18 protein-coding genes and 1 pseudogene are annotated in these 17197 nt (G+C 48.1%); 7 read left to right on the forward strand and 12 right to left on the reverse strand.

Annotated features, from left to right (window positions below; genetic code table 11):
* Positions 1-77: 77 nt before the first annotated feature.
* Positions 78-722: a hypothetical protein gene (locus tag ACM5Q9_RS01965; protein ID WP_418143045.1), complete on the forward strand. Its 645-nt coding sequence runs from the start codon at positions 78-80 to the stop codon at positions 720-722.
* Positions 723-1070: 348 nt separating this feature from the next.
* On the opposite strand, the gene ACM5Q9_RS01970 is transcribed toward ACM5Q9_RS01965, so the two are convergent.
* The 3 genes from ACM5Q9_RS01970 to ACM5Q9_RS01980 form a co-directional block, all read right to left on the reverse strand.
* Complete coding sequence (locus ACM5Q9_RS01970) at positions 1071-2753, reverse strand: long-chain-fatty-acid--CoA ligase (protein WP_418143046.1); 1683 nt, start codon at positions 2751-2753, stop codon at positions 1071-1073.
* A 54-nt stretch (positions 2754-2807) separates the two neighbouring features.
* A complete protein-coding gene (locus ACM5Q9_RS01975; RefSeq protein ID WP_418143047.1) occupies positions 2808-3800 on the reverse strand; it encodes a Bug family tripartite tricarboxylate transporter substrate binding protein in 993 nt (330 codons plus the stop codon).
* A gap of 569 nt (positions 3801-4369) precedes the next feature.
* Entirely contained in the window at positions 4370-4597 is a 228-nt protein-coding gene (locus tag ACM5Q9_RS01980; protein WP_418143048.1) for a hypothetical protein, read from the reverse strand.
* Here ACM5Q9_RS01980 and ACM5Q9_RS01985 point away from each other — a divergent pair.
* The gene (locus ACM5Q9_RS01985; RefSeq protein ID WP_418143049.1) at positions 4578-4829 is read left to right on the forward strand and encodes a hypothetical protein; all 252 of its coding nucleotides are present in this window, start codon (positions 4578-4580) and stop codon (positions 4827-4829) included. The genes ACM5Q9_RS01980 and ACM5Q9_RS01985 overlap by 20 nt on opposite strands.
* A gap of 411 nt (positions 4830-5240) precedes the next feature.
* On the opposite strand, the gene ACM5Q9_RS01990 is transcribed toward ACM5Q9_RS01985, so the two are convergent.
* Entirely contained in the window at positions 5241-5678 is a 438-nt protein-coding gene (locus ACM5Q9_RS01990; protein WP_418143050.1) for a nucleoside deaminase, read from the reverse strand.
* A 116-nt stretch (positions 5679-5794) separates the two neighbouring features.
* Between ACM5Q9_RS01990 and ACM5Q9_RS01995 the strand changes: the two genes are divergently transcribed.
* Both ACM5Q9_RS01995 and ACM5Q9_RS02000 read left to right on the forward strand, forming a co-directional pair.
* Positions 5795-6223, forward strand: a complete 429-nt coding sequence (locus ACM5Q9_RS01995) for a LexA family protein (RefSeq protein ID WP_418143051.1) — start codon at positions 5795-5797, stop codon at positions 6221-6223.
* Positions 6220-7494: a Y-family DNA polymerase gene (locus ACM5Q9_RS02000; RefSeq protein WP_418143052.1), complete on the forward strand. Its 1275-nt coding sequence runs from the start codon at positions 6220-6222 to the stop codon at positions 7492-7494. The genes ACM5Q9_RS01995 and ACM5Q9_RS02000 overlap by 4 nt, the downstream gene beginning before the upstream one ends.
* A gap of 95 nt (positions 7495-7589) precedes the next feature.
* Here ACM5Q9_RS02000 and ACM5Q9_RS02005 read toward each other — a convergent pair whose 3' ends face one another.
* The 7 genes from ACM5Q9_RS02005 to ACM5Q9_RS02035 all read right to left on the reverse strand — a co-directional run bounded on the left by ACM5Q9_RS02005 (position 7590) and on the right by ACM5Q9_RS02035 (position 13722).
* A complete protein-coding gene (locus ACM5Q9_RS02005; protein ID WP_418143053.1) occupies positions 7590-8381 on the reverse strand; it encodes a DUF4394 domain-containing protein in 792 nt (263 codons plus the stop codon).
* A gap of 161 nt (positions 8382-8542) precedes the next feature.
* Positions 8543-9256 carry an anti-sigma factor gene (locus tag ACM5Q9_RS02010; protein ID WP_418143054.1) on the reverse strand — a complete coding sequence of 238 codons (714 nt, stop codon included), beginning with the start codon at positions 9254-9256 and terminating at the stop codon, positions 8543-8545.
* Complete coding sequence (locus ACM5Q9_RS02015; RefSeq protein WP_418143055.1) at positions 9253-9801, reverse strand: sigma-70 family RNA polymerase sigma factor; 549 nt, start codon at positions 9799-9801, stop codon at positions 9253-9255. The genes ACM5Q9_RS02010 and ACM5Q9_RS02015 overlap by 4 nt, the downstream gene beginning before the upstream one ends.
* 102 nt (positions 9802-9903) lie before the next feature.
* Positions 9904-11478, reverse strand: coding sequence for a cation:proton antiporter (locus ACM5Q9_RS02020; RefSeq protein WP_418143056.1), 1575 nt, complete (start codon positions 11476-11478; stop codon positions 9904-9906).
* Entirely contained in the window at positions 11475-11843 is a 369-nt protein-coding gene (locus ACM5Q9_RS02025; RefSeq protein ID WP_418143057.1) for a hypothetical protein, read from the reverse strand. Before ACM5Q9_RS02025 ends, ACM5Q9_RS02020 begins: the two co-directional genes overlap by 4 nt.
* Before the next feature lie 124 nt (positions 11844-11967).
* Positions 11968-13254, reverse strand: a complete 1287-nt coding sequence (locus ACM5Q9_RS02030; RefSeq protein ID WP_418143058.1) for an arsenic transporter — start codon at positions 13252-13254, stop codon at positions 11968-11970.
* A 135-nt stretch (positions 13255-13389) separates the two neighbouring features.
* Positions 13390-13722, reverse strand: coding sequence for an ArsR/SmtB family transcription factor (locus ACM5Q9_RS02035; RefSeq protein ID WP_418143059.1), 333 nt, complete (start codon positions 13720-13722; stop codon positions 13390-13392).
* A gap of 172 nt (positions 13723-13894) precedes the next feature.
* On the opposite strand from ACM5Q9_RS02035, the gene arsC reads away from it, so the two are divergent.
* The 3 genes and pseudogenes from arsC (at position 13895) to ACM5Q9_RS02050 (ending at position 15896) form a co-directional block, all read left to right on the forward strand.
* On the forward strand, positions 13895-14323 hold the full coding sequence (gene arsC, locus ACM5Q9_RS02040; RefSeq protein ID WP_418143060.1) for an arsenate reductase (glutaredoxin): 429 nt from the start codon (positions 13895-13897) through the stop codon (positions 14321-14323).
* A 29-nt stretch (positions 14324-14352) separates the two neighbouring features.
* Positions 14353-14616 (forward strand): annotated as a pseudogene (locus ACM5Q9_RS02045) (arsenical resistance protein ArsH); the annotation flags it as partial.
* A gap of 17 nt (positions 14617-14633) precedes the next feature.
* Positions 14634-15896, forward strand: coding sequence for an MFS transporter (locus tag ACM5Q9_RS02050; protein ID WP_418143061.1), 1263 nt, complete (start codon positions 14634-14636; stop codon positions 15894-15896).
* Positions 15897-15963: 67 nt separating this feature from the next.
* Here ACM5Q9_RS02050 and ACM5Q9_RS02055 read toward each other — a convergent pair whose 3' ends face one another.
* Entirely contained in the window at positions 15964-17190 is a 1227-nt protein-coding gene (locus ACM5Q9_RS02055; protein ID WP_418143062.1) for an alpha-hydroxy acid oxidase, read from the reverse strand.
* Positions 17191-17197: the final 7 nt, after the last annotated feature.

Raw genomic sequence — 17197 nt, forward strand, 5'->3', positions numbered from 1 at the left:
CATATTTGCAATATGTATTATAGTTTTGATACTTTGACTCACATGTTTTTTCCCAAAACTGGAAACAGGAATTCTCTATGTTCATACGAACTTTATTAACCACCACTGGCTTGCTATGTATTGCGTCCCTCAGCCAGGCTGCAACGGTTGCAGAGGTGTTCAATGGTGAAATGCTTGGCACTAACCAACGCTACTTTGAGTCGATCGCAGGTATTCCCCGTGAGTCATATGACAATGTACACGAGTTCCGCGTCCAGGGTTGTGAGATTCAGGCAACGGTTAGTGATGAGCGAATTGCGCAATTGCGCCTTGAGATTACGCCCACTTGCAAGGCTGATCTTACCTCTTTTATTGGTAATTATGCGCCAGCACCAGATCAAACATTAACGTTGGGTGCCTTTGATATTGGTACCACTTACTATGCAGATTGCCTGGACATGTGTGGCAATGCCTTTGATCCATCTTTGTATGCTCTTTGGCGTGGCCCGCGTGCTGTAAGGGATTTGGAGGTTTTATTGGAAGCCAGAATAACTTCAGATAAGGCCATGGATGCCGCAGATATTTGGCAGCAACATATGGAAAAGGTGATGGGTAGGGAATGGGTACTTGAAACACGCTTCAATTGTGACAACCGTTTTAACGATGTCGCTGAGAAAGTGCTTCGCGATGTCCCTGTTACTGGGGTAACACTAGGCTATGGCTTAAGTGCTCCGGGTTGTTAGTTATTTGAATTTATATTATTTTAGACAAAAAATAATGGTGGTTGATGAAACGGTTATTGACGCTGGCACTGCTGTTGGCCATGCTTACGTTTTGTGATGATCCGCAATGAAAAAATCCGGGTAATTAGGAAATGCCATGATATTTATTCAGATCTATATGCGGATTTGGACTCACCGGAACAGATCAATGCGCTTAAAGTGTTGCTGTTGCTGTTGAAGAAAAGCAAGGGCGGAGAAGGGTATGAGTCCCGTGGTGGATAAGGTGGGTTAGAAGAAAAGATGGTTGTCCGGAATTTCCGGGCAACCATCTGGCAAGGCTAATTAAGTAGGGCCAATAAAAAATAAATGCTAGGTAAAAACCTCCGCATTTTGCTCATTTTGCAATTTTCTCCACATGATTTTGCCTGTATTTGATTTGGGTAATTCATCAAAAAACGCGACGCTGCGTGGGGCTTTGTAAACCGCCATGTGTTCACGCGACCAGGCAATAATGTCTTTTTCCTCAGCCACAGCACCCTCTTTCAGTACCACCAGTGCCCTGACCTGTTCGCCCTGTTTTTCATCATGGATGCCTACAATACATACTTCCTGAATGGCTGGGTGAGCATACATGGCATTTTCCACTTCACTGGGCCAGACCTTATAGCCAGATACATTAATCATGCGTTTGAGCCGGTCTGTCATGAAGAAGTAACCGTCTTCATCAATACGTGCCAGGTCACCGGTACGGAAAAAACGTTTGCCATCCATGTCAAAGAAAGATTCTTCATTTGCTTCCGGGTTTTTCCAATATCCCAGCATGAGTTGCGAGCCGCTGGTAACCAGTTCACCAACTTCGCCAGGCGGTAATTCTTCCAGGGTGGCCGGATCAACAATACGGCTGTCCACGCCTTGTGTTTCAATGCCCAGACACTGGCGTTTGGGGTGATTCAAGGGATTGCAGTGCAGGAAGGAAGCGGTTTCCGTCATGCCATAACCTTCGTTATACACAATGCCGAAACGCTCCTTCAGCATTAAGGCAACCGATTCGGGCATGGCAGCGCCACCACCGGTTAGCAGGTTTAAGCTGGACAGGTCCGCCTCTTTGGCAGATGGGTGGGAAAAAAAGTCCAGAACCATGGCAGGCGGGGCTGTCCATGCGCTCACCCGGTACTTGGTACACAGTTTAACGGCTATCCCAGCATCCCAGCGAGGCATCATGATGACGGTGGCTCCCAGAAAAACAGGGATGTTCATGCTGTTTTGCATGCCCAGCAAGTGGAACATGGGCGCCACCGCCAGAATGACCGTTTCAGCATGCATATTGCGCCACATGGAAGAGCCATAAATAGCGCTAAGCATGGTGAAATGGGTATGGATGCAGCCCTTGGATTTGCCGGTGGTGCCAGAGGTATAGGGCAAGACGCAGAAATCATGTGGTGATGTTTCCACCTCGTCTGTCTGGTAGCGTTTTTCTGTCAGAATGGTTTGAAAATCATGGATGCCGGGATGCTTGATGGGGGCGTAATCCTGCCTGATAAACGCTGGGATATCGCTACTGTCCAGACTGCTTAGTACGTCTTTATAGTTATGTACGATAATATGTTTTAAGCCAGTGATTGTGTCTGTTTGCATGCAAGGTAAAACGGCTTCTACCAACTCTCGGGCCACAAATGCATATTTCGCGTCGCTGTTTTCCATGAAATAGCGAACTTCTTCGGTGGTGCACATGGCATTCACAGGCACAATGACTGCTCCAATGCTTAGGGCCGCATAATAGGCAATGATAAATTGCGGGCAGTTTTGGCTAAAGAGCAGTACCCGGTCTCCTTTGCTTACGCCCATGGCTTTTTGCAGGTAAGCAGCCATGCTGTCCACGTGGGTTTGCAGTTCTGCATAAGTGAACGTGTTCTCACAAAAAACGATGGCTGTTTTATTGGGAAAACGTTGGGCAGATGTGCGTAGGAAATGGGGTAAGGTTACTTGCGGAACATGGATATTATGGGGAATACCTTTTGGCCAGTAAGGACTTTTTTTGTGTTGCACTTTCATTCCTTTTCGTGATGATTGATTAATGTCATATTTGTATTCATGGTGATTAATTAATCAATCAATTCTTAAGTTGGCTGCCTTAATAATATTCCCGTAATTTTCGTAGTCGTTCAGCAAAATATTTTTGAATTCCTCGGGGGTGTTGCCTACCTGGCGCAAGCCAAAGTCTTTGAAGCGTTGCTGGACAGCGGGTAATGCCATGACTTTATCCAGCTTTTTACTGATGAAACTCACCATTTCAGGGTTAGTGTTTGCGGGTGCAAAAATACCCAGCCAGCCATTAGAGGTAAAGCCTTCAATCCCCATTTCGGTAAAGGTGCGTACGTTGGGCAGGGTGCTTAGTCTGTCTGATCCGGTGACGGCCAGTACTTTGAACTTATCCGAATCCAGGTGGGCGGTCATGGTGGTAATGTCAATAAACGCGGCGTTTAAGTCGCCGGCTAGCAGGGCTTGCAAGGCCGGATTCGCACCACGATAAGGGATATGCATCATTTCAAGATTTTTAACGCGTTTGAATTGTTCGCCATGAATATGTGATGAGGTGCCATTGCCATAACTGCCGTAGGCGTATTTATTGGGGTTTTTATGGGCCAGTTCAATAAATTCTTCCAGGGTATTTACATTCAGATCCTTATGTACCAGGAAGAGGTCTGCGGAGCGGGCTAGTTGTGTAATGGGAACCAGATCTTTTAAGCCATCATAGGGAATGTTTTTGTATAACCATGGTGCTTGCACAATCGCGGTAAAGGTCAATAAAAGAGTGTAGCCATCGGGGGCGGACTTGGCGACAATATTATTCCCGATGGTGGCGCTTGCCCCGGGTTTGTTGTCTACCCATACCGTTTGTCCCAGTTCTTTGCTGAGTTCGGCGCTTATAAGGCGCGTAATAATATCGGTAGCACCACCCGGGGGGCCAGGTATAACCATGCGGATGGATTTGTTGGGGTAGTTGGTCTGGGCGGCCATGAGTGTTTGCGTGGGTAACATTATTGCCAAGGCCATGCCAGTTAACGTACCCAGCATGGTTCTACGCGTTATTTTTTGCATTGCTTGTCTCCTGTTGATTTCATTGTTATGTTTGTATCGCCAAGTTTTGTTGGCGGTTTTTACAGCTTCTGATTATTTTTATGTCAATATGCCAGTTAAATTTATTCTTCTTTAGAAGTGATATTCGATAAGAATTTCAGGTCCTATTTTAAATAGAGGCAAAATTAATTTTATAAATCATATTGTTATAAATTATTTTATTTTTATAAATCATATTGTTATAAATCATTATCGTCTCTTTCTTTTTGGTTATCACAGTATTAATCAAATCAAAAGTCAATATTTGAAACATTCAAAAACGAATGATTTCAAATGCTTAATTTGGTAAAAGATTTTTTGGCGTTGAACATGTGGAGATGTTTGGGAAATTCCCTAGTGTTTTTATTAACGGGCTTGTTCTATTATTTTGGGCCAAGTTGTTCAGTGGCTATAAGATGCTTGAAGTCTAAGGGAAGTGTGTATCCCAGCTTATAAAGGTAATGGCTAGGGTATAGCTAAAATAAAAAAGCGAAGGCGGAGAAGGGTATGAGTCCCGTGGTGGATAAGGTGTTTGCAGCTGATGTTAGCATCTAGCTGACCCAGACAAATCCCTCTTGGGTCAGTACCTTTTCGCCATTCCAGCGGTATGCACACAGTTGTCCTTTGTCTTGCGTGCCGCTCAGTTTTTTTGCAGCAATACTGTAATCCAGACAGGCAATGTGGTCGCTTAACGGAGCAGGTGTGTCGGTTCTCCAGTAATGACCCACAAACAATAGTTTGTCGGGGTTGTAGCCCCCTGTGCCAGGATCTAAACCCAAATCAGAACAATGGTCAGCCCAAGCCAAGCTGGCGACCGTTATTGAAACCGCTACCCTGTCAGAGGCGCAGCTCAGCGCATATTGCCGGGAAAAAGGGCTTGATCCTGATCACGTCAAGCGCTGGAAAGAAGAGTCCTTACAAGGCGTTGAGCGCAGTGCCGAGCAAGAGAAGGCTTTGCGTAAGCAGGCGCAGAATGACCGTCAGGAGATTAAAAAACAGCAGCGTGAATGACGGCGTAAGGACAAGGCGCTGGCTGAAGCGGCTGCCTTGCTGGTGCTGCGAAAAAAGCTCAATGCGCTCTGGGACAACAGCGACAGCAACGGCATAACGGTAAAGACACTGTGCTGCTGGCTCAACGCCAGACGATACTAAAGCAGGCCAAACTACGTAACCCCTCACGCTGGGGAGCACGTCCAGTCAGAAACTGTGAACCGATTGGATCTGTCACGTTGAACCCTGAGAAAGAGATGAAGATGCAACAAGCTGCTTAAGACAAAAAACAGTGACAACTACCTTGACAAACACCGCATTTAAGCCTTCTAGCTTTACATTTTGATAAGTGTGACTCAATCACTCTTCTTTTGCATTGCCATGTTGTTTTTATTTTTAATGAAAGCAATGCTCTTGAAAAAAACACCCAGTTTATTCCCCAATATCTTCGTTCCAGAGTTCCGGCTTGTCAGCAATGAAACTGCGCATTAGTTCAATGCAGGTTTCGTTTTGCAATACTTCCAGTGACACGCCTTCCCGGCGCAGCAATTCCTCACCCCCCATGAAGGTTTGGTTTTCCCCGATCACGATTTTGGGAATACCATAAAGCAGAATGGCACCGGTACACATGGAGCAGGGTGACAGGGTGGTATACAGCACTGATTCGCGATAGATATGGGCGGGTTGACGGCCTGCGTTTTCAAGGGCATCCATTTCGCCATGCAAGATGGCGCTGTTTTGCTGAACGCGTTTGTTGTGCCCGCGCCCAATGATGCGCCCTTGGTGTACCAGGACTGAACCAATGGGGATTCCCCCTTCCTGAAGGCCTAGGCGTGCTTCTTCGATGGCTGCCTGCATGAATTCATCCATATTGTTCTCCTGTGGGTATGTGCTTGGTTTTTCTTCTGAATCTTAACATGCCGCTTCGACAAATGATTGGCAAAAAATGGCATAATGCACTGTACAAATAAACAGTAATATTCATCATGAACTTTCCTTCAGAACTCATGCCGCTTGCAGCTAGTCCGGTTGTCATCCGGAAAATAGACGCCAAAACGCCGGCCGGTTTTCCTTCTCCGGCCCAGGATATGGCGGTTAACCGCATAAACATTGGTGAAATTCTGGTCAAACACCCAACGTCTACCTATTACATGTGCGTTAAGGGCCATTCCATGGTTGAAGCGGGTATTGAAGATGGCGATCATTTAATTGTAGACCGTTCCCTTGTGGCCCGGCATAACCATATCGTGATTGCAGAAATCAACGGAGAGGTTACGGTTAAACGCTTGCATAGCCGCAACGGCATCATTCGGCTTAAGGCGGCCAATGTCACTTATCCGGATATTGTTCCAGAACCCGGGCAAGAATGGACAATCTGGGGTGTGGTAACACATGTCATCAAAGACTTGGTATGACTTTCGCGCTTATTGATGGCAATTGCTTTTACTGCTCCTGTGAGCGTGTTTTTCGTCCCTCCCTCAAGGGCAAGCCTTTAATTGTCTTAAGCAATAATGACGGTTGCGCCATTTCACGAACCGATGAAGCCAAAGCCATCGGTGTTAAAATGGGCGATCCCTGGTTCAAAATCAGGCATCTTGAAAAGTCCCGTGGCCTGGTGGCAATGTCGGCCAATTTTCCGCTTTATGGTGATATGTCAGACCGCATGATGACTGTCATCGGGCGATTTTCACCTCGGCAGGAAATTTATTCAATTGATGAAAGTTTTATTGATTTATCCGGCTTTCAGCAGGATTTGGCGGAATACGGCCAGCGTATCCGGGCTGAAGTCTTGCGTGATACCGGTATTCCAACTTGCGTAGGCATAGGTTCAACCAAAACGCTGGCTAAATTAGCCAATCATATTGCCAAAAAACAGCCCCAATGGAAGGGCGTTTGTGATCTTACCCGGTTGAACCGTTATGAATTGGCTGCCCTGATGCAAAGCATAAAGGCCAAAGAAGTCTGGGGTGTTGGCAGAAGAATCGCCAAGCGGCTGGAAGAAATGGGTGTGCATACTGTACTGGATCTGGCCAAGCTGGATCCCGATGTAGCGCGGGCAACATTTTCTACCGTTACCAGTAAAACCATTCAGGAGCTGCGGGGTATTTCCCGTTTGGAACTGGAAGAAATGGTGGTACCTAAAAAACAGATTATTGCCTCGCGCTCTTTTGGTGTGCCCATGGTGGGGATGGCTGAATTGCAAAGTGCTTTGTCCCAGTTTATTGCCATGGCTTGCCATAAGTTAAGAGCCCAGGATTCGATTGCCGGTAGCATGCAAATTTTCATTACCACCAGTCCTTTTGATCAAGGCAAGCAATATGGCAATAGCAGGATGGTGGTTTTGCCTTGTCCAACGGCAGATAACCTGATTTTTACCAAGTATGCCCTGAAAGCGCTGGATGCCATTTGGCGACCTGGTTATAAATATAAAAAGGCCGGTGTCATGTTAATGGAAATTGTGCCGTCACAGCCGGTTCAGGGTGAATTGTGTTTTGGCGATCCCGGGCAGGAAAAGCGGGCACAATTAATGACAACCCTGGATGAAATCAATGCCCGTTTTGGACGGGGCACTTTAAAAACAGGCAGCATCGGTTTTCATGATAAGGAGCATTGGTATATGAGGCAGGAACGCAAAAGCCCGGGCTACACCACCAATTGGCATGAGGTGCCTATTGCCCGGGCTTGAAGGTTTTGTTATTGAATCGCGTTCACGGATATCAAGTTATCGCTTTAGTAAAAGTGCCTTGATATCCATATAAAATGACGACGTTATGTGATTGCTTACATACCAGGCACTACGGCAATATCAATGATATTTTCTGGCAGGCCGGCAATTTTACCTAAGGTATTTGGTTTGCCACTACCCAAATCTAGTGTATGCAGGGTGGTTCCGGTTAACAGGTAGGTGATATTGCCGCCTTTGCCATCGCTGTCAATATCCATGGCGACTGCTTTCAGTCCATCTGCAATTTTGCCAATGGGTTGCTGAATGCCGTCGTTAGGTGGGTTCTGCAGCATCAGGCTATTGCTGGCCAAGTCAATGGTATGTAGCGCGGTGCTTTTTGTGCCTGCATAGGCGTTGGTGTAAGCACCAGCCGCAATGGCGGGTTTTTTGCCGGCATGTGGGCCGTCCGCTGCATAGCTTGTGCTGCCATCTACGGCGACTTCACCGGTTTCAACGTTAACACGAAAGTTGGTGCCATCGTTTGCCAACAGGCGCAGTTTGTCGGCTACCGGATTGAAGTCAACCACCGCTTGGCCACTGCCTGGTAATTCCTTGTTCAATTTGACTACCTTGCTTGCGGCGCCAGTGGAAAGGTCCACGGTGTATAGCTGATGGTCGTTCCCCAGCGCATAGAGCTTGCCATTGGCAGGCCGTACATCAAAACCGCGTAGCGGGCTTGGGCTGCTGGCAGCCATGTTGGCAGTGACTTTCTGGCTGTTGCTGTCAATTTTATAAATTTGACCGTCTGCAGTCAGAGCCAGCAGGGTTGCCGCACTGGCCGCGCTTGCCATCAGGGCGCTTGTGCAAGTGGTTAAAGCGATGGAAATCAAGGTTTTACGCATATTCATAAGGTTTCTCTCAGTGTGTTTTGGTATGAATGCAGGCTGAAAAACTTCAGCTTTGCCGGCACTTTGATCAAGCACCTGATATATATACCCACGAGTGAAAGCTTTGGATGTCGCGATTTGAAAATAAATTTTCAATCGCGATTGTTATCCAAAAATTGCGTTTAGTTGAGGGAAGCCATGACTGCCCGGCCAATGTAAAGTACTTTGCCAGTTGGCCGGTTGATGGGGGATCCACCTTCCGGCTCCAGTGTCAGTTCAAACAGCTGGCCTGCCTGTACGGCACCAATTTGTTCTGCCGGTAGTTGCAGTGGTTTGCCAGGTTCAACCAAACCCAGAGAACGGGGGCCAATAGCAGGATCCACCAAGGTCCAGAACTGGATTGAGTGGTTGGGTGGGATTGACTGCTCAAGCAGGGGCTCTAGCAGCAATCGGCCACTTGGTTCGATCTGCACGACCCAGCCTGGTTGGGCTGATTCACCTGGTGGCTGCAAGACTGCCATATACCGGTTGGTAGACATATCGTTTCGCCATAGTTCTGGCAAAATAGCAATCAGGAGGGCACAGGCTAGTACCGCACTGGCCAGGCGCCATGTCGTCAGGCTTTGCCACCAGTTTTTCCATAGGCTGGTCGGTTTGGCAGAGTCACTTAGCCCAAGACTTTTCTGCAGGCGAGGCCACAATTGTGCCGAGGGTGTTTGCGGGGGTAATTGGTCGCTGAGTTCAAGGAAATGCTGCTGCCATTGCAGGGCCATTTTGGCTGCGTCTTGATCTTTTTCAATGAGATCGTGAATTCTTTTGGCCTCCGCTTCATCAAGCAGCCCCAGCAGATATTCGCCAATCAGCGTACGCAGTTCATCGGGATGTTGGGGGTTCATGCTTGCAAACACTCCTGTAATGCGCGAAGACCGGCGCGGATACGGCTTTTAATAGTGCCTAGCGGAATGGTCAGGCGATTGGCAATTTGTTCATGGGTCAGGCCGTGATAGAAAGCGAGCAAGATGGGGTGCCTGCGATTGCGGTCAATACCTCGCAAGCATCGGTTTAGTTGTTTTTGTTCATTTTTCTGTTCAAACAATTCGGTGGCCTGGGGGCTGTCGTCCGCAATGCGTTCAACAAAATCATCATCCAGTTCCGTGTAACGACCATGGCTTCGCAATTGATTTAGGGCCCGGTAGCGTAGAATGCTGTAGATCCATGCCCGCCCACTGCCTAGTGAGCGTTGAAAACGTTGAGCGTGGCGCCAGATTTGTACAAAGGTGTCGTGCAGGCAGTCTTCGGCCAGCGCACGATCGCCAAGCAGGCTGATGGCCAGGCCCAGCATTTGCGCTGACTCCTGTTGGTACAGGGCCTTGAAGGCCTGTTCATTTTGTTTCGCGCAGGCTTCTAAATGGCTTTCATAATCAAACAGCGAAGGCGCCATGAAAAGGTATCCCTAAAAGAAGTAAAGGTAAAGGTAACGGTGATTTTATTGGATCATGCATTATGCTTCATTCTGATGAGGGGTGGCCACCTTTTGCATGGATTAGCGATTATCGGCAAATTCCAGTAAGGCTTTTCTTGCCAGTCCCTCACCTGCTTCGGAATACATGTTGAATGAAGGAACCTGTAAGGCCTCCAGTTCTTCTACTTCTTGCGGGTGCTGGGCAATCGCAATAATTTGTGTTTGCAGTCCTGCATTGCGAATTTGGTGAGCGGCAAAAACATTGCTATGGTGATTGGGCATGGCAAGAATAATAAGCTGCATGTTTCTACCGGCTTTAAGCTTGGTCCAGAAGTCCGAGTCGGTTGCATCACCCAGCATGACTTTTCGCTCTGCCAGGCGATGGTCGTCTATTCGTGAGGCATCATGGTCAATACCAATTATCTTGTTGTTGAAAGCGGTTGTTAAGTGGTCATAGGCACCGGTACCTACGCGTCCCATGCCAACAATGAGTACCTGGGCATCGCCTGTGGCCATGAATTTATCGCGGGGATGAATTTTGGAGGATTGAAATTTTTCCCAGAAATTTTTGTGGCGCCGGTAAATATCTTCAGCTTTCATGTTGAAGGGGGCGGAAACGGCAAAGCTCAGGCTGATGCACAACGCCATAATCAGCAGCCAGTCGGTGGGGAGCCAACCCTGTTGTACCCCCAGGGTAGAAACAATAAGGCCAAATTCGGAATAGCTGCCCAAACTTAGCGATACCAACACGGACGTGCGGGTGCGCAGGTTGAATTTTTCTACCACCAGGAAATACAGGAAGGTCTTAAAGGGCAATAAAATGCAGATCATGGCAGCAACCGCTAACATCGACCAGGTGGGTAGTCCTTGCATGCCGACAGACAGGAAAAAACCAACCAGCATGAGTTCCTTGAAGCTGAAAAGTGATTTTGACAGCTCATTGGCTTTGGGGTGATTGGCTAGCAGGGCACCCAGAATCAGGGCACCCAAATCGCCTTTCAGGCCAACACTGGTAAAAAGCTCATACCCCAGGCCCAAAGCAAAAAACAGTCCGCATAGCACGAGTAGCTCTCCATGCCTTGATGCATCCAGCAATTTGAACAGGGGCTTGCGGGCAAAGGGAAGCAGTAAAACCAATGGGGCCCAGATGCTAGGGTATTTGCCTTCGCTGATAGCCAGAAAAATAACGGCAAAAATGTCTTGCATCACCAGAATACCAATGGCAACCTTACCATAAAAGGTAGTCATATCGCCTTTGGTTTCAAAGTGTTTAACGGCAAAAACGGTACTGGAAAAAGACAGGACGAATGCCAGAATAACGGTTGTTCCCAATGACAGATCTAGGATGGGGATGGGAAAAAGCGTTTTGGCCAGTAGCAAGGCACCTGCAAAAAACAGGGTGGAAACAATGATGTGTACTATCGAGCTGCCCCAGACCTCTGCATTGGAAATCGCCTTCAGGTCCAGTTTCAGGCCAATAGTAAACAATAAGAGGGTTACGCCCAAGTCGGAAATTAGCGTCAGGCTGTCGGGGTGTTCAAGTCCGGCAAGATTATAGGCGAAGCCGGCTAAAAGAAACCCAACCATGGGCGGCAAACCAATCCGGCTTAAGGCAATGCCAAACAAAAATGCAAATCCGACAAGTGTAACGATCATTTGTGCATGGCCTGTTGTTTGCTATGATAAAAATACAAATACACCAGACCTACCGGTGCAATGAAAATAGCGAAGGCCCAGCATAACAGCATCGTAAGCAATTTCGTCAACAGCATTACAATGCTATTAATTAAAAAAATATTTTCTCCCATGACAAAGCTGACTATGCTTTCATAAACAAAGCGGGAATAAGGGTAAAGCAGTGTTGAAATGACCAGAAAAGCCATCATCCCGATAGAGGTGGGTCTGGCGGTTTGGGACTGCATGAGCATGAATAGTGCCGGGAAAATAAGGCCGAATATAAAATTGCGGGCATAATAACTTAGCGACAGGCCGCCAAATGTTTTGGCAATAACAGGATGCATGAATGGTTTCCCTAAACAATGGTTGATCATTAAAATTCGTGCGTAATTATAATCCGGCGATACAAATTGTAAATATTCATGCGTTTAAATATTTTTAATGGTCATCCCGGATTCCTCAACATATTTACACCGCACCCAGTCGCCAGGCCAGTGCTGCCAGGGTTGCTAATAGAACAGGTAGCGTTATAACAATGCCCACCCTGAAGTAATAGCCCCAGGTGATTTTCAGGTTTTTTCGAGAAAGCACATGAAGCCACAGCAATGTTGCCAGGCTGCCAATGGGGGTGATTTTGGGTCCAAGATCACTGCCAATGACATTGGCATAAATCATGGCCTCTTTAATGACACCTGTGGCCTGGCTGGATTCAATCGATAGGGCACCCACCAGTACCGTTGGTAGATTGTTCATAATGGAAGATAGCAGGGCAGTCAGCAAACCGGTTCCGATGGCTGCGCTCCAAAGCCCCTGGTTGCCCAGCCAATTCAAAAGCGTTGCAATATGATCGGTTAGCCCGGCATTGCGCATGCCATAGACCACCAGATACATGCCCAGAGAGAAGATCACGATCGACCAAGGTGCTTCACGCATGACTTTTCTGGTGCTAATAACGTGGCCGCGGCCTGCAACCACTAACAGAATGGAAGCACCAAGCGCAGCAATGACACTAACCGGGATGCCCATGTCTTCAAGAACAAAAAAACTGATCAATAACAATGCCAATACGCACCAGCCGGCGCGGAAAGTACTCAGGTCACGAATAGCGTCATTGGGGTGTTTCAGTTGCGTTCGGTCATAAGTGGCCGGAATGCTTGCCCGAAAATACCAGAGTAAAACCACTAGCGTTGCTGCTACCGATACAAAGTTAACCGGTACCATGACTGCAGCATATCGGGCAAAGCTGATGTCAAAAAAATCAGCTGAAACGATATTGACCAGATTGGAAACAATCAAGGGCAGGCTGCCGGTATCGGCAATGAAACCGGCGGCCATGACAAAAGCCAAGGTGGCACCGGGGCTAAACCCCAGGGCCAGCAGCATGGCCATGACGATAGGGGTCAGGATAAGGGCCGCACCATCATTGGCAAAAAACGCGGAAACGGCAGCGCCAAGTAAAATAATCAGGCAGAACAAAATCTTGCCCTTGCCTCTACCCCAGCGGGCAACATGCAGTGCCGCCCATTCAAAAAATCCGGCTTCATCCAGCAGTAAGCTAATAATGATAATGGCAATAAAGGTAGCGGTTGCATTCCAGACAATATGCCATACGGCCGGGATATCACTTATTTGAATGGCGCCAAATAAAAATGCCAACAAGGCACCTAAAGAGGCGCTCCAGCCGATGCCCAGACCACGGGGTTGCCAAATGACTAAAGTAATAGTCACAATAAAAATTGCCAAGGAGGTAAACACGTTAAATCCTGTTAACTGTTAAGTGAAATAAGTGGGTTGGCTTGTTGATGATTCAAATACAAAATACAACCCCTTGTTTGAACGGGCTAATAGTCGGGTTAGTGGCTAAGTAGCTGGGGGCTGGCGTTTTTTCATTTAATTTTCGGGTTTGAAGGATGGGTTTGGTGAGGTGACAACGCAACGATCCCCGGCACAGCAATTTTCCGTTAAATAATCCAGTAGTGTGGACATGGCCTGGAATTTTACCGAATAAATGACATACCGGCCTTCCTGTTTTGATTCCAGAAGACCGGCATTGATGAGCTCTTTCAAATGAAAGGAAAGAGAAGAGGGTGGCATGCCAAGCGTATCGGCAAGTTGGCCGGCCTGTATACCGGCAGAGCCGGCCTGTACCAGCTGACGATAGGCAGCAAGCCGGGCTTCATGAGCTAGTGCAGACAAGGCTTTTACGGCATCTTTGGTTTCCATAATCGTTCCAGTATTGTTTCTATATTTTGATATTTGTGGAATTATAGTATACTAGCGCGATTGATGCTATTTGAATAACAGGTATTTGCGGCTTTTGATACGTTAGTTACCTGTTTGGCAATTCATAAACCCAACATCAAAGCATGTGATGTGATCATCACACAGGAGTCCTATGAATAACGTTACCATTTACCACAATCCAAATTGTGGAACTTCTCGCAATACCTTGGCCATGATACGCAATGCAGGCATAGAGCCTGTGATTGTTGAGTATCTCAAAACTCCTCCCAGTCGCGAAACCATCAAATCGCTTATTGCCGATGCCGGGCTTACTGTTCGCCAGGCTTTACGGGAAAAGGAAGCGCTGTATCAGGAATTGGGGCTTTCAGACCCGGCCCTGACGGATGAGCAGTTGCTGGATGCCATTGAAGCGCATCCTATCCTGATGAACCGGCCTTTTGTGGTCACCTCTGTAGGGGTGCGCTTGTGTCGCCCTTCTGAAGTGGTACTGGAAATTTTGCCATCAGCTCAGCAAGGTGCCTTTTCAAAGGAGGATGGTGAGGTGGTTATTGATGCCAACGGTCAAAGGGTAAATCCATGAAGCAAGCTTTGCCGAATATCGAGCCATCGCTATTTGGCCGTTGGATGCGGATGGTGACTATTCCGAACCAATCTTCGGTACCTATGGCTTATAAGGAGTTTGATGAACATGGCAGAATGAAGCCATCTTCGTATTATGACAGGGTGGTGGATGTCATGGAGGAACTGTATAAATTTACCTTGTTGATTCGTGACCGTTCCGATTACCTGACCGACCGCTATAGTGAGCGCAAGGAAATAGCCCCACAGTTGGCGACTACACTTAGTGCGGCCGCAATGAATCACGAAAAATAACCTGGAACCATATATTCATGTCCTCCCCTCAGGCTAATCTAGCGGAAGATAGTTCCGGTTTGCTGCCAAATGCTGATCGTGCCCTGATGCTGGTTACCGCATTGGGTATTGGGCAAATATGTGCCTGGGGCACGCTGTATTACAGCTTTCCCCTAATTGCCGAAGCCATGATGCTGGAACTGGGCTGGTCCAGAACCGATGTGTACGGTGCTGCAACGGCAGGCCTGGTGCTGGCGGGGTTTCTTGCCTACCCGGTGGGGGTAGCGGTTGATAAGGGACATGGCCGGTTGCTAATGTTCCTTGGCTCATTGGCCGCGGGTGTATTGTTTTTTTTGTGGTCTCAGGTAAGCAGCTTATTTGGGTTTTATCTTTTAATTGCCGGGTTGGGGGCTTTGCAGGCCGCTACCTTGTATGAACCCGCCTTTGCGGTTATTGTCCGTCGCGTGGGAGCAGCCAGGGCCAGGTCGGGCATAACTGCTATTACCTTATGGGGCGGGTTTGCCAGCACCGTGTTTATTCCGCTGGTTCAGTTTTTGCTTGATCACTGGGGCTGGCGCGATGCCTTATTGGTATTGGCCCTTATTAACGGTGTACTTTGTGCTGCCCTGTATTATGGTTTTATCAGGCCAGAAAAAGATTTTGTGCACGCCATTCAGCCCCAGCATGAAGAACATCAACAAACGGACAGGCAGGCAATCGTCGCCTCATTCCGGCAACCGGTATTCTGGTTGTTGATGTTGTCGTTGATTGCTTATGCGGGCGCTTTTACTGCATTTACGTTTCATATGTACCCGTTGTTTCTGGAGGGTGGGCTTTCTACTCAAGAGGTGGTTTGGGTCATTGCCACCATTGGGCCGGCGCAGGTGGCGGGGCGTGTCCTGATCAGCATGTTTGGAGCAAGCATGTCCATGCGGCGTATCGGGGCTCTGGTGGTTGCCGTGTTTCCCGTTGTGTTTATCGTATTGGCCTTGCAACCTTCCCATATCTGGATTGTTGCCGCTGCCTGTGTGGCCTATGGAGCCAGTAACGGAATTTTTACCATTGTGCGTGGACTGGTTGTGCCAGAAATGCTAAGTAAGCGGGCGTATGGTGTACTTAACGGTATCTTGACGTTTCCAGGTACGCTGGCTAAGGCTTTTGCACCGTTGGTAGCGGCCTGGATCTGGTCAAGCACCCAAAGTTACGATGCCGTGATTTGGTCTATTGCTATCTGCGCAACCTTGCTGGCCCTTAGCTTTTGGCTGGCGGCCTGGGTTAGCCGGTACAAGTCGGCCGTGTAGTTGCCGATATGTTGATCGTTGGTAGTTCATTGGGGGCTTGTGTCCTTCAATAGTGTTCTTAAATAAGCTATTTCATCTTCATCAGAAATTCATTTCCCAACTCACCAAGCCGGTTGACACCCAGCATGGCCATATTACGGTCAATTTCAGCTTGAAGTAGTGAAATTGCATGCGCTACGCCTCTCTCAGAAGCGGCTGCTGCGGCAAAATTAAAGGGGCGCCCAAGAAAAACAAATTTTGCACCTAACGACATGGCTTTGATAACATCGCTACCCCTGCGGATGCCACCATCCAGCATGACAGGTAAATGGCCTGCCGCATTGATAATGCCGGGTAATACCCGTAGCGGTGAAACCGCGCCATCCAGTTGTCGTCCTCCGTGGTTGGAAACAATAATGCCATCCACCCCAATGCCCTTGGCCATGCTGGCATCTTGCTGGTTTAAAATGCCTTTTATGATTAAATGACCGGGCCAGCGGTTGCGGATTTTTTTGATGTGTTCCCAGTCCAGGTGCTCCCGGTGAGAGAAGTCCCGGTCAACACGGCTGGAAATAATCGGTGCACCCCGTTCGGCGAATGAGTTTTCAAAATGAGGAATGCCATTTAGCAGGGTGCGTAAAAATGTGTTCAGCAACCAGCGTGGGTGTGAAATGCCATCCCAAACAAGCCGTGCACTAGGGCGTAAGGGCGTAGAAAAGCCGGCACGGATATTGTTTTCCCGGTTGCCGGCCACCGGTATGTCTACTGTAATCACTAAAGTGCCCACACCTGCTGCCTGCACCCGGTCAATGAGAGCATTAATACGATATTGCTCACCGGGCAGGTAGGCCTGAAACCAGCTGGCGGGCGCTTCTTCCATGACGGCTTCAAGTCGGGTTAGGGATGACCCGCTTAGAATAAAGGGGATGTTGGCGTGTTGGGCTGCACGGGCAAGTACCCGGTCTCCGTCGTGGGTCGACAAAGCGGCAATGCCCATCGGGGCGATGCCAAAAGGACTTGACCATTCATGATTGAATAGGGTGGTTTTCTGGCTTCGCCTGGCCACATTCTGTAGCACCCGTGGAACAAAACCCCATTGTTCATAAGCGCTGTAATTGTCTTTCCAGCTTTGACGGGTTTCGGCCGAACCTGCAATGTAGCCATAAAGGGCACGAGGCAAGTAAGCGCGGGCCAGTTTTTCAAAGTCGTCAAGGGCAAGTACCTTGCCCAAGTTGCCTTTTGGGCGTGTGCCATTGAAAGCGGCCCAGGCATGGCTGGAAGTGTTGTTTGTGGTGGTGATAGCAGATTGTTTCATGTTGTTC

It is taken from the genome of Advenella sp. RU8 (assembly GCF_048381675.1).
Classification (GTDB): Bacteria; Pseudomonadota; Gammaproteobacteria; order Burkholderiales; family Burkholderiaceae_B; genus Advenella.

Excerpts from the sequence above, each read along its gene's own strand:
- ACM5Q9_RS02020 (WP_418143056.1), bottom strand. The coding sequence starts at position 11,478 with ATGATCGTTACACTTGTCGGATTTGCATTTTTGTTTGGCATTGCCTTA.
- ACM5Q9_RS02035 (WP_418143059.1), bottom strand. The coding sequence starts at position 13,722 with ATGGAAACCAAAGATGCCGTAAAAGCCTTGTCTGCACTAGCTCATGAA.
- ACM5Q9_RS02055 (WP_418143062.1), bottom strand. The coding sequence starts at position 17,190 with ATGAAACAATCTGCTATCACCACCACAAACAACACTTCCAGCCATGCC.
- ACM5Q9_RS01995 (WP_418143051.1), top strand. The coding sequence starts at position 5,795 with ATGAACTTTCCTTCAGAACTCATGCCGCTTGCAGCTAGTCCGGTTGTC.
- ACM5Q9_RS01990 (WP_418143050.1), bottom strand. The coding sequence starts at position 5,678 with ATGGATGAATTCATGCAGGCAGCCATCGAAGAAGCACGCCTAGGCCTT.
- ACM5Q9_RS02005 (WP_418143053.1), bottom strand. The coding sequence starts at position 8,381 with ATGAATATGCGTAAAACCTTGATTTCCATCGCTTTAACCACTTGCACA.
- ACM5Q9_RS01970 (WP_418143046.1), bottom strand. The coding sequence starts at position 2,753 with ATGAAAGTGCAACACAAAAAAAGTCCTTACTGGCCAAAAGGTATTCCC.
- ACM5Q9_RS02050 (WP_418143061.1), top strand. The coding sequence starts at position 14,634 with ATGTCCTCCCCTCAGGCTAATCTAGCGGAAGATAGTTCCGGTTTGCTG.
- ACM5Q9_RS02025 (WP_418143057.1), bottom strand. The coding sequence starts at position 11,843 with ATGCATCCTGTTATTGCCAAAACATTTGGCGGCCTGTCGCTAAGTTAT.
- ACM5Q9_RS02000 (WP_418143052.1), top strand. The coding sequence starts at position 6,220 with ATGACTTTCGCGCTTATTGATGGCAATTGCTTTTACTGCTCCTGTGAG.
- ACM5Q9_RS02010 (WP_418143054.1), bottom strand. The coding sequence starts at position 9,256 with ATGAACCCCCAACATCCCGATGAACTGCGTACGCTGATTGGCGAATAT.
- ACM5Q9_RS01965 (WP_418143045.1), top strand. The coding sequence starts at position 78 with ATGTTCATACGAACTTTATTAACCACCACTGGCTTGCTATGTATTGCG.
- arsC (WP_418143060.1), top strand. The coding sequence starts at position 13,895 with ATGAATAACGTTACCATTTACCACAATCCAAATTGTGGAACTTCTCGC.
- ACM5Q9_RS01975 (WP_418143047.1), bottom strand. The coding sequence starts at position 3,800 with ATGCAAAAAATAACGCGTAGAACCATGCTGGGTACGTTAACTGGCATG.
- ACM5Q9_RS02015 (WP_418143055.1), bottom strand. The coding sequence starts at position 9,801 with ATGGCGCCTTCGCTGTTTGATTATGAAAGCCATTTAGAAGCCTGCGCG.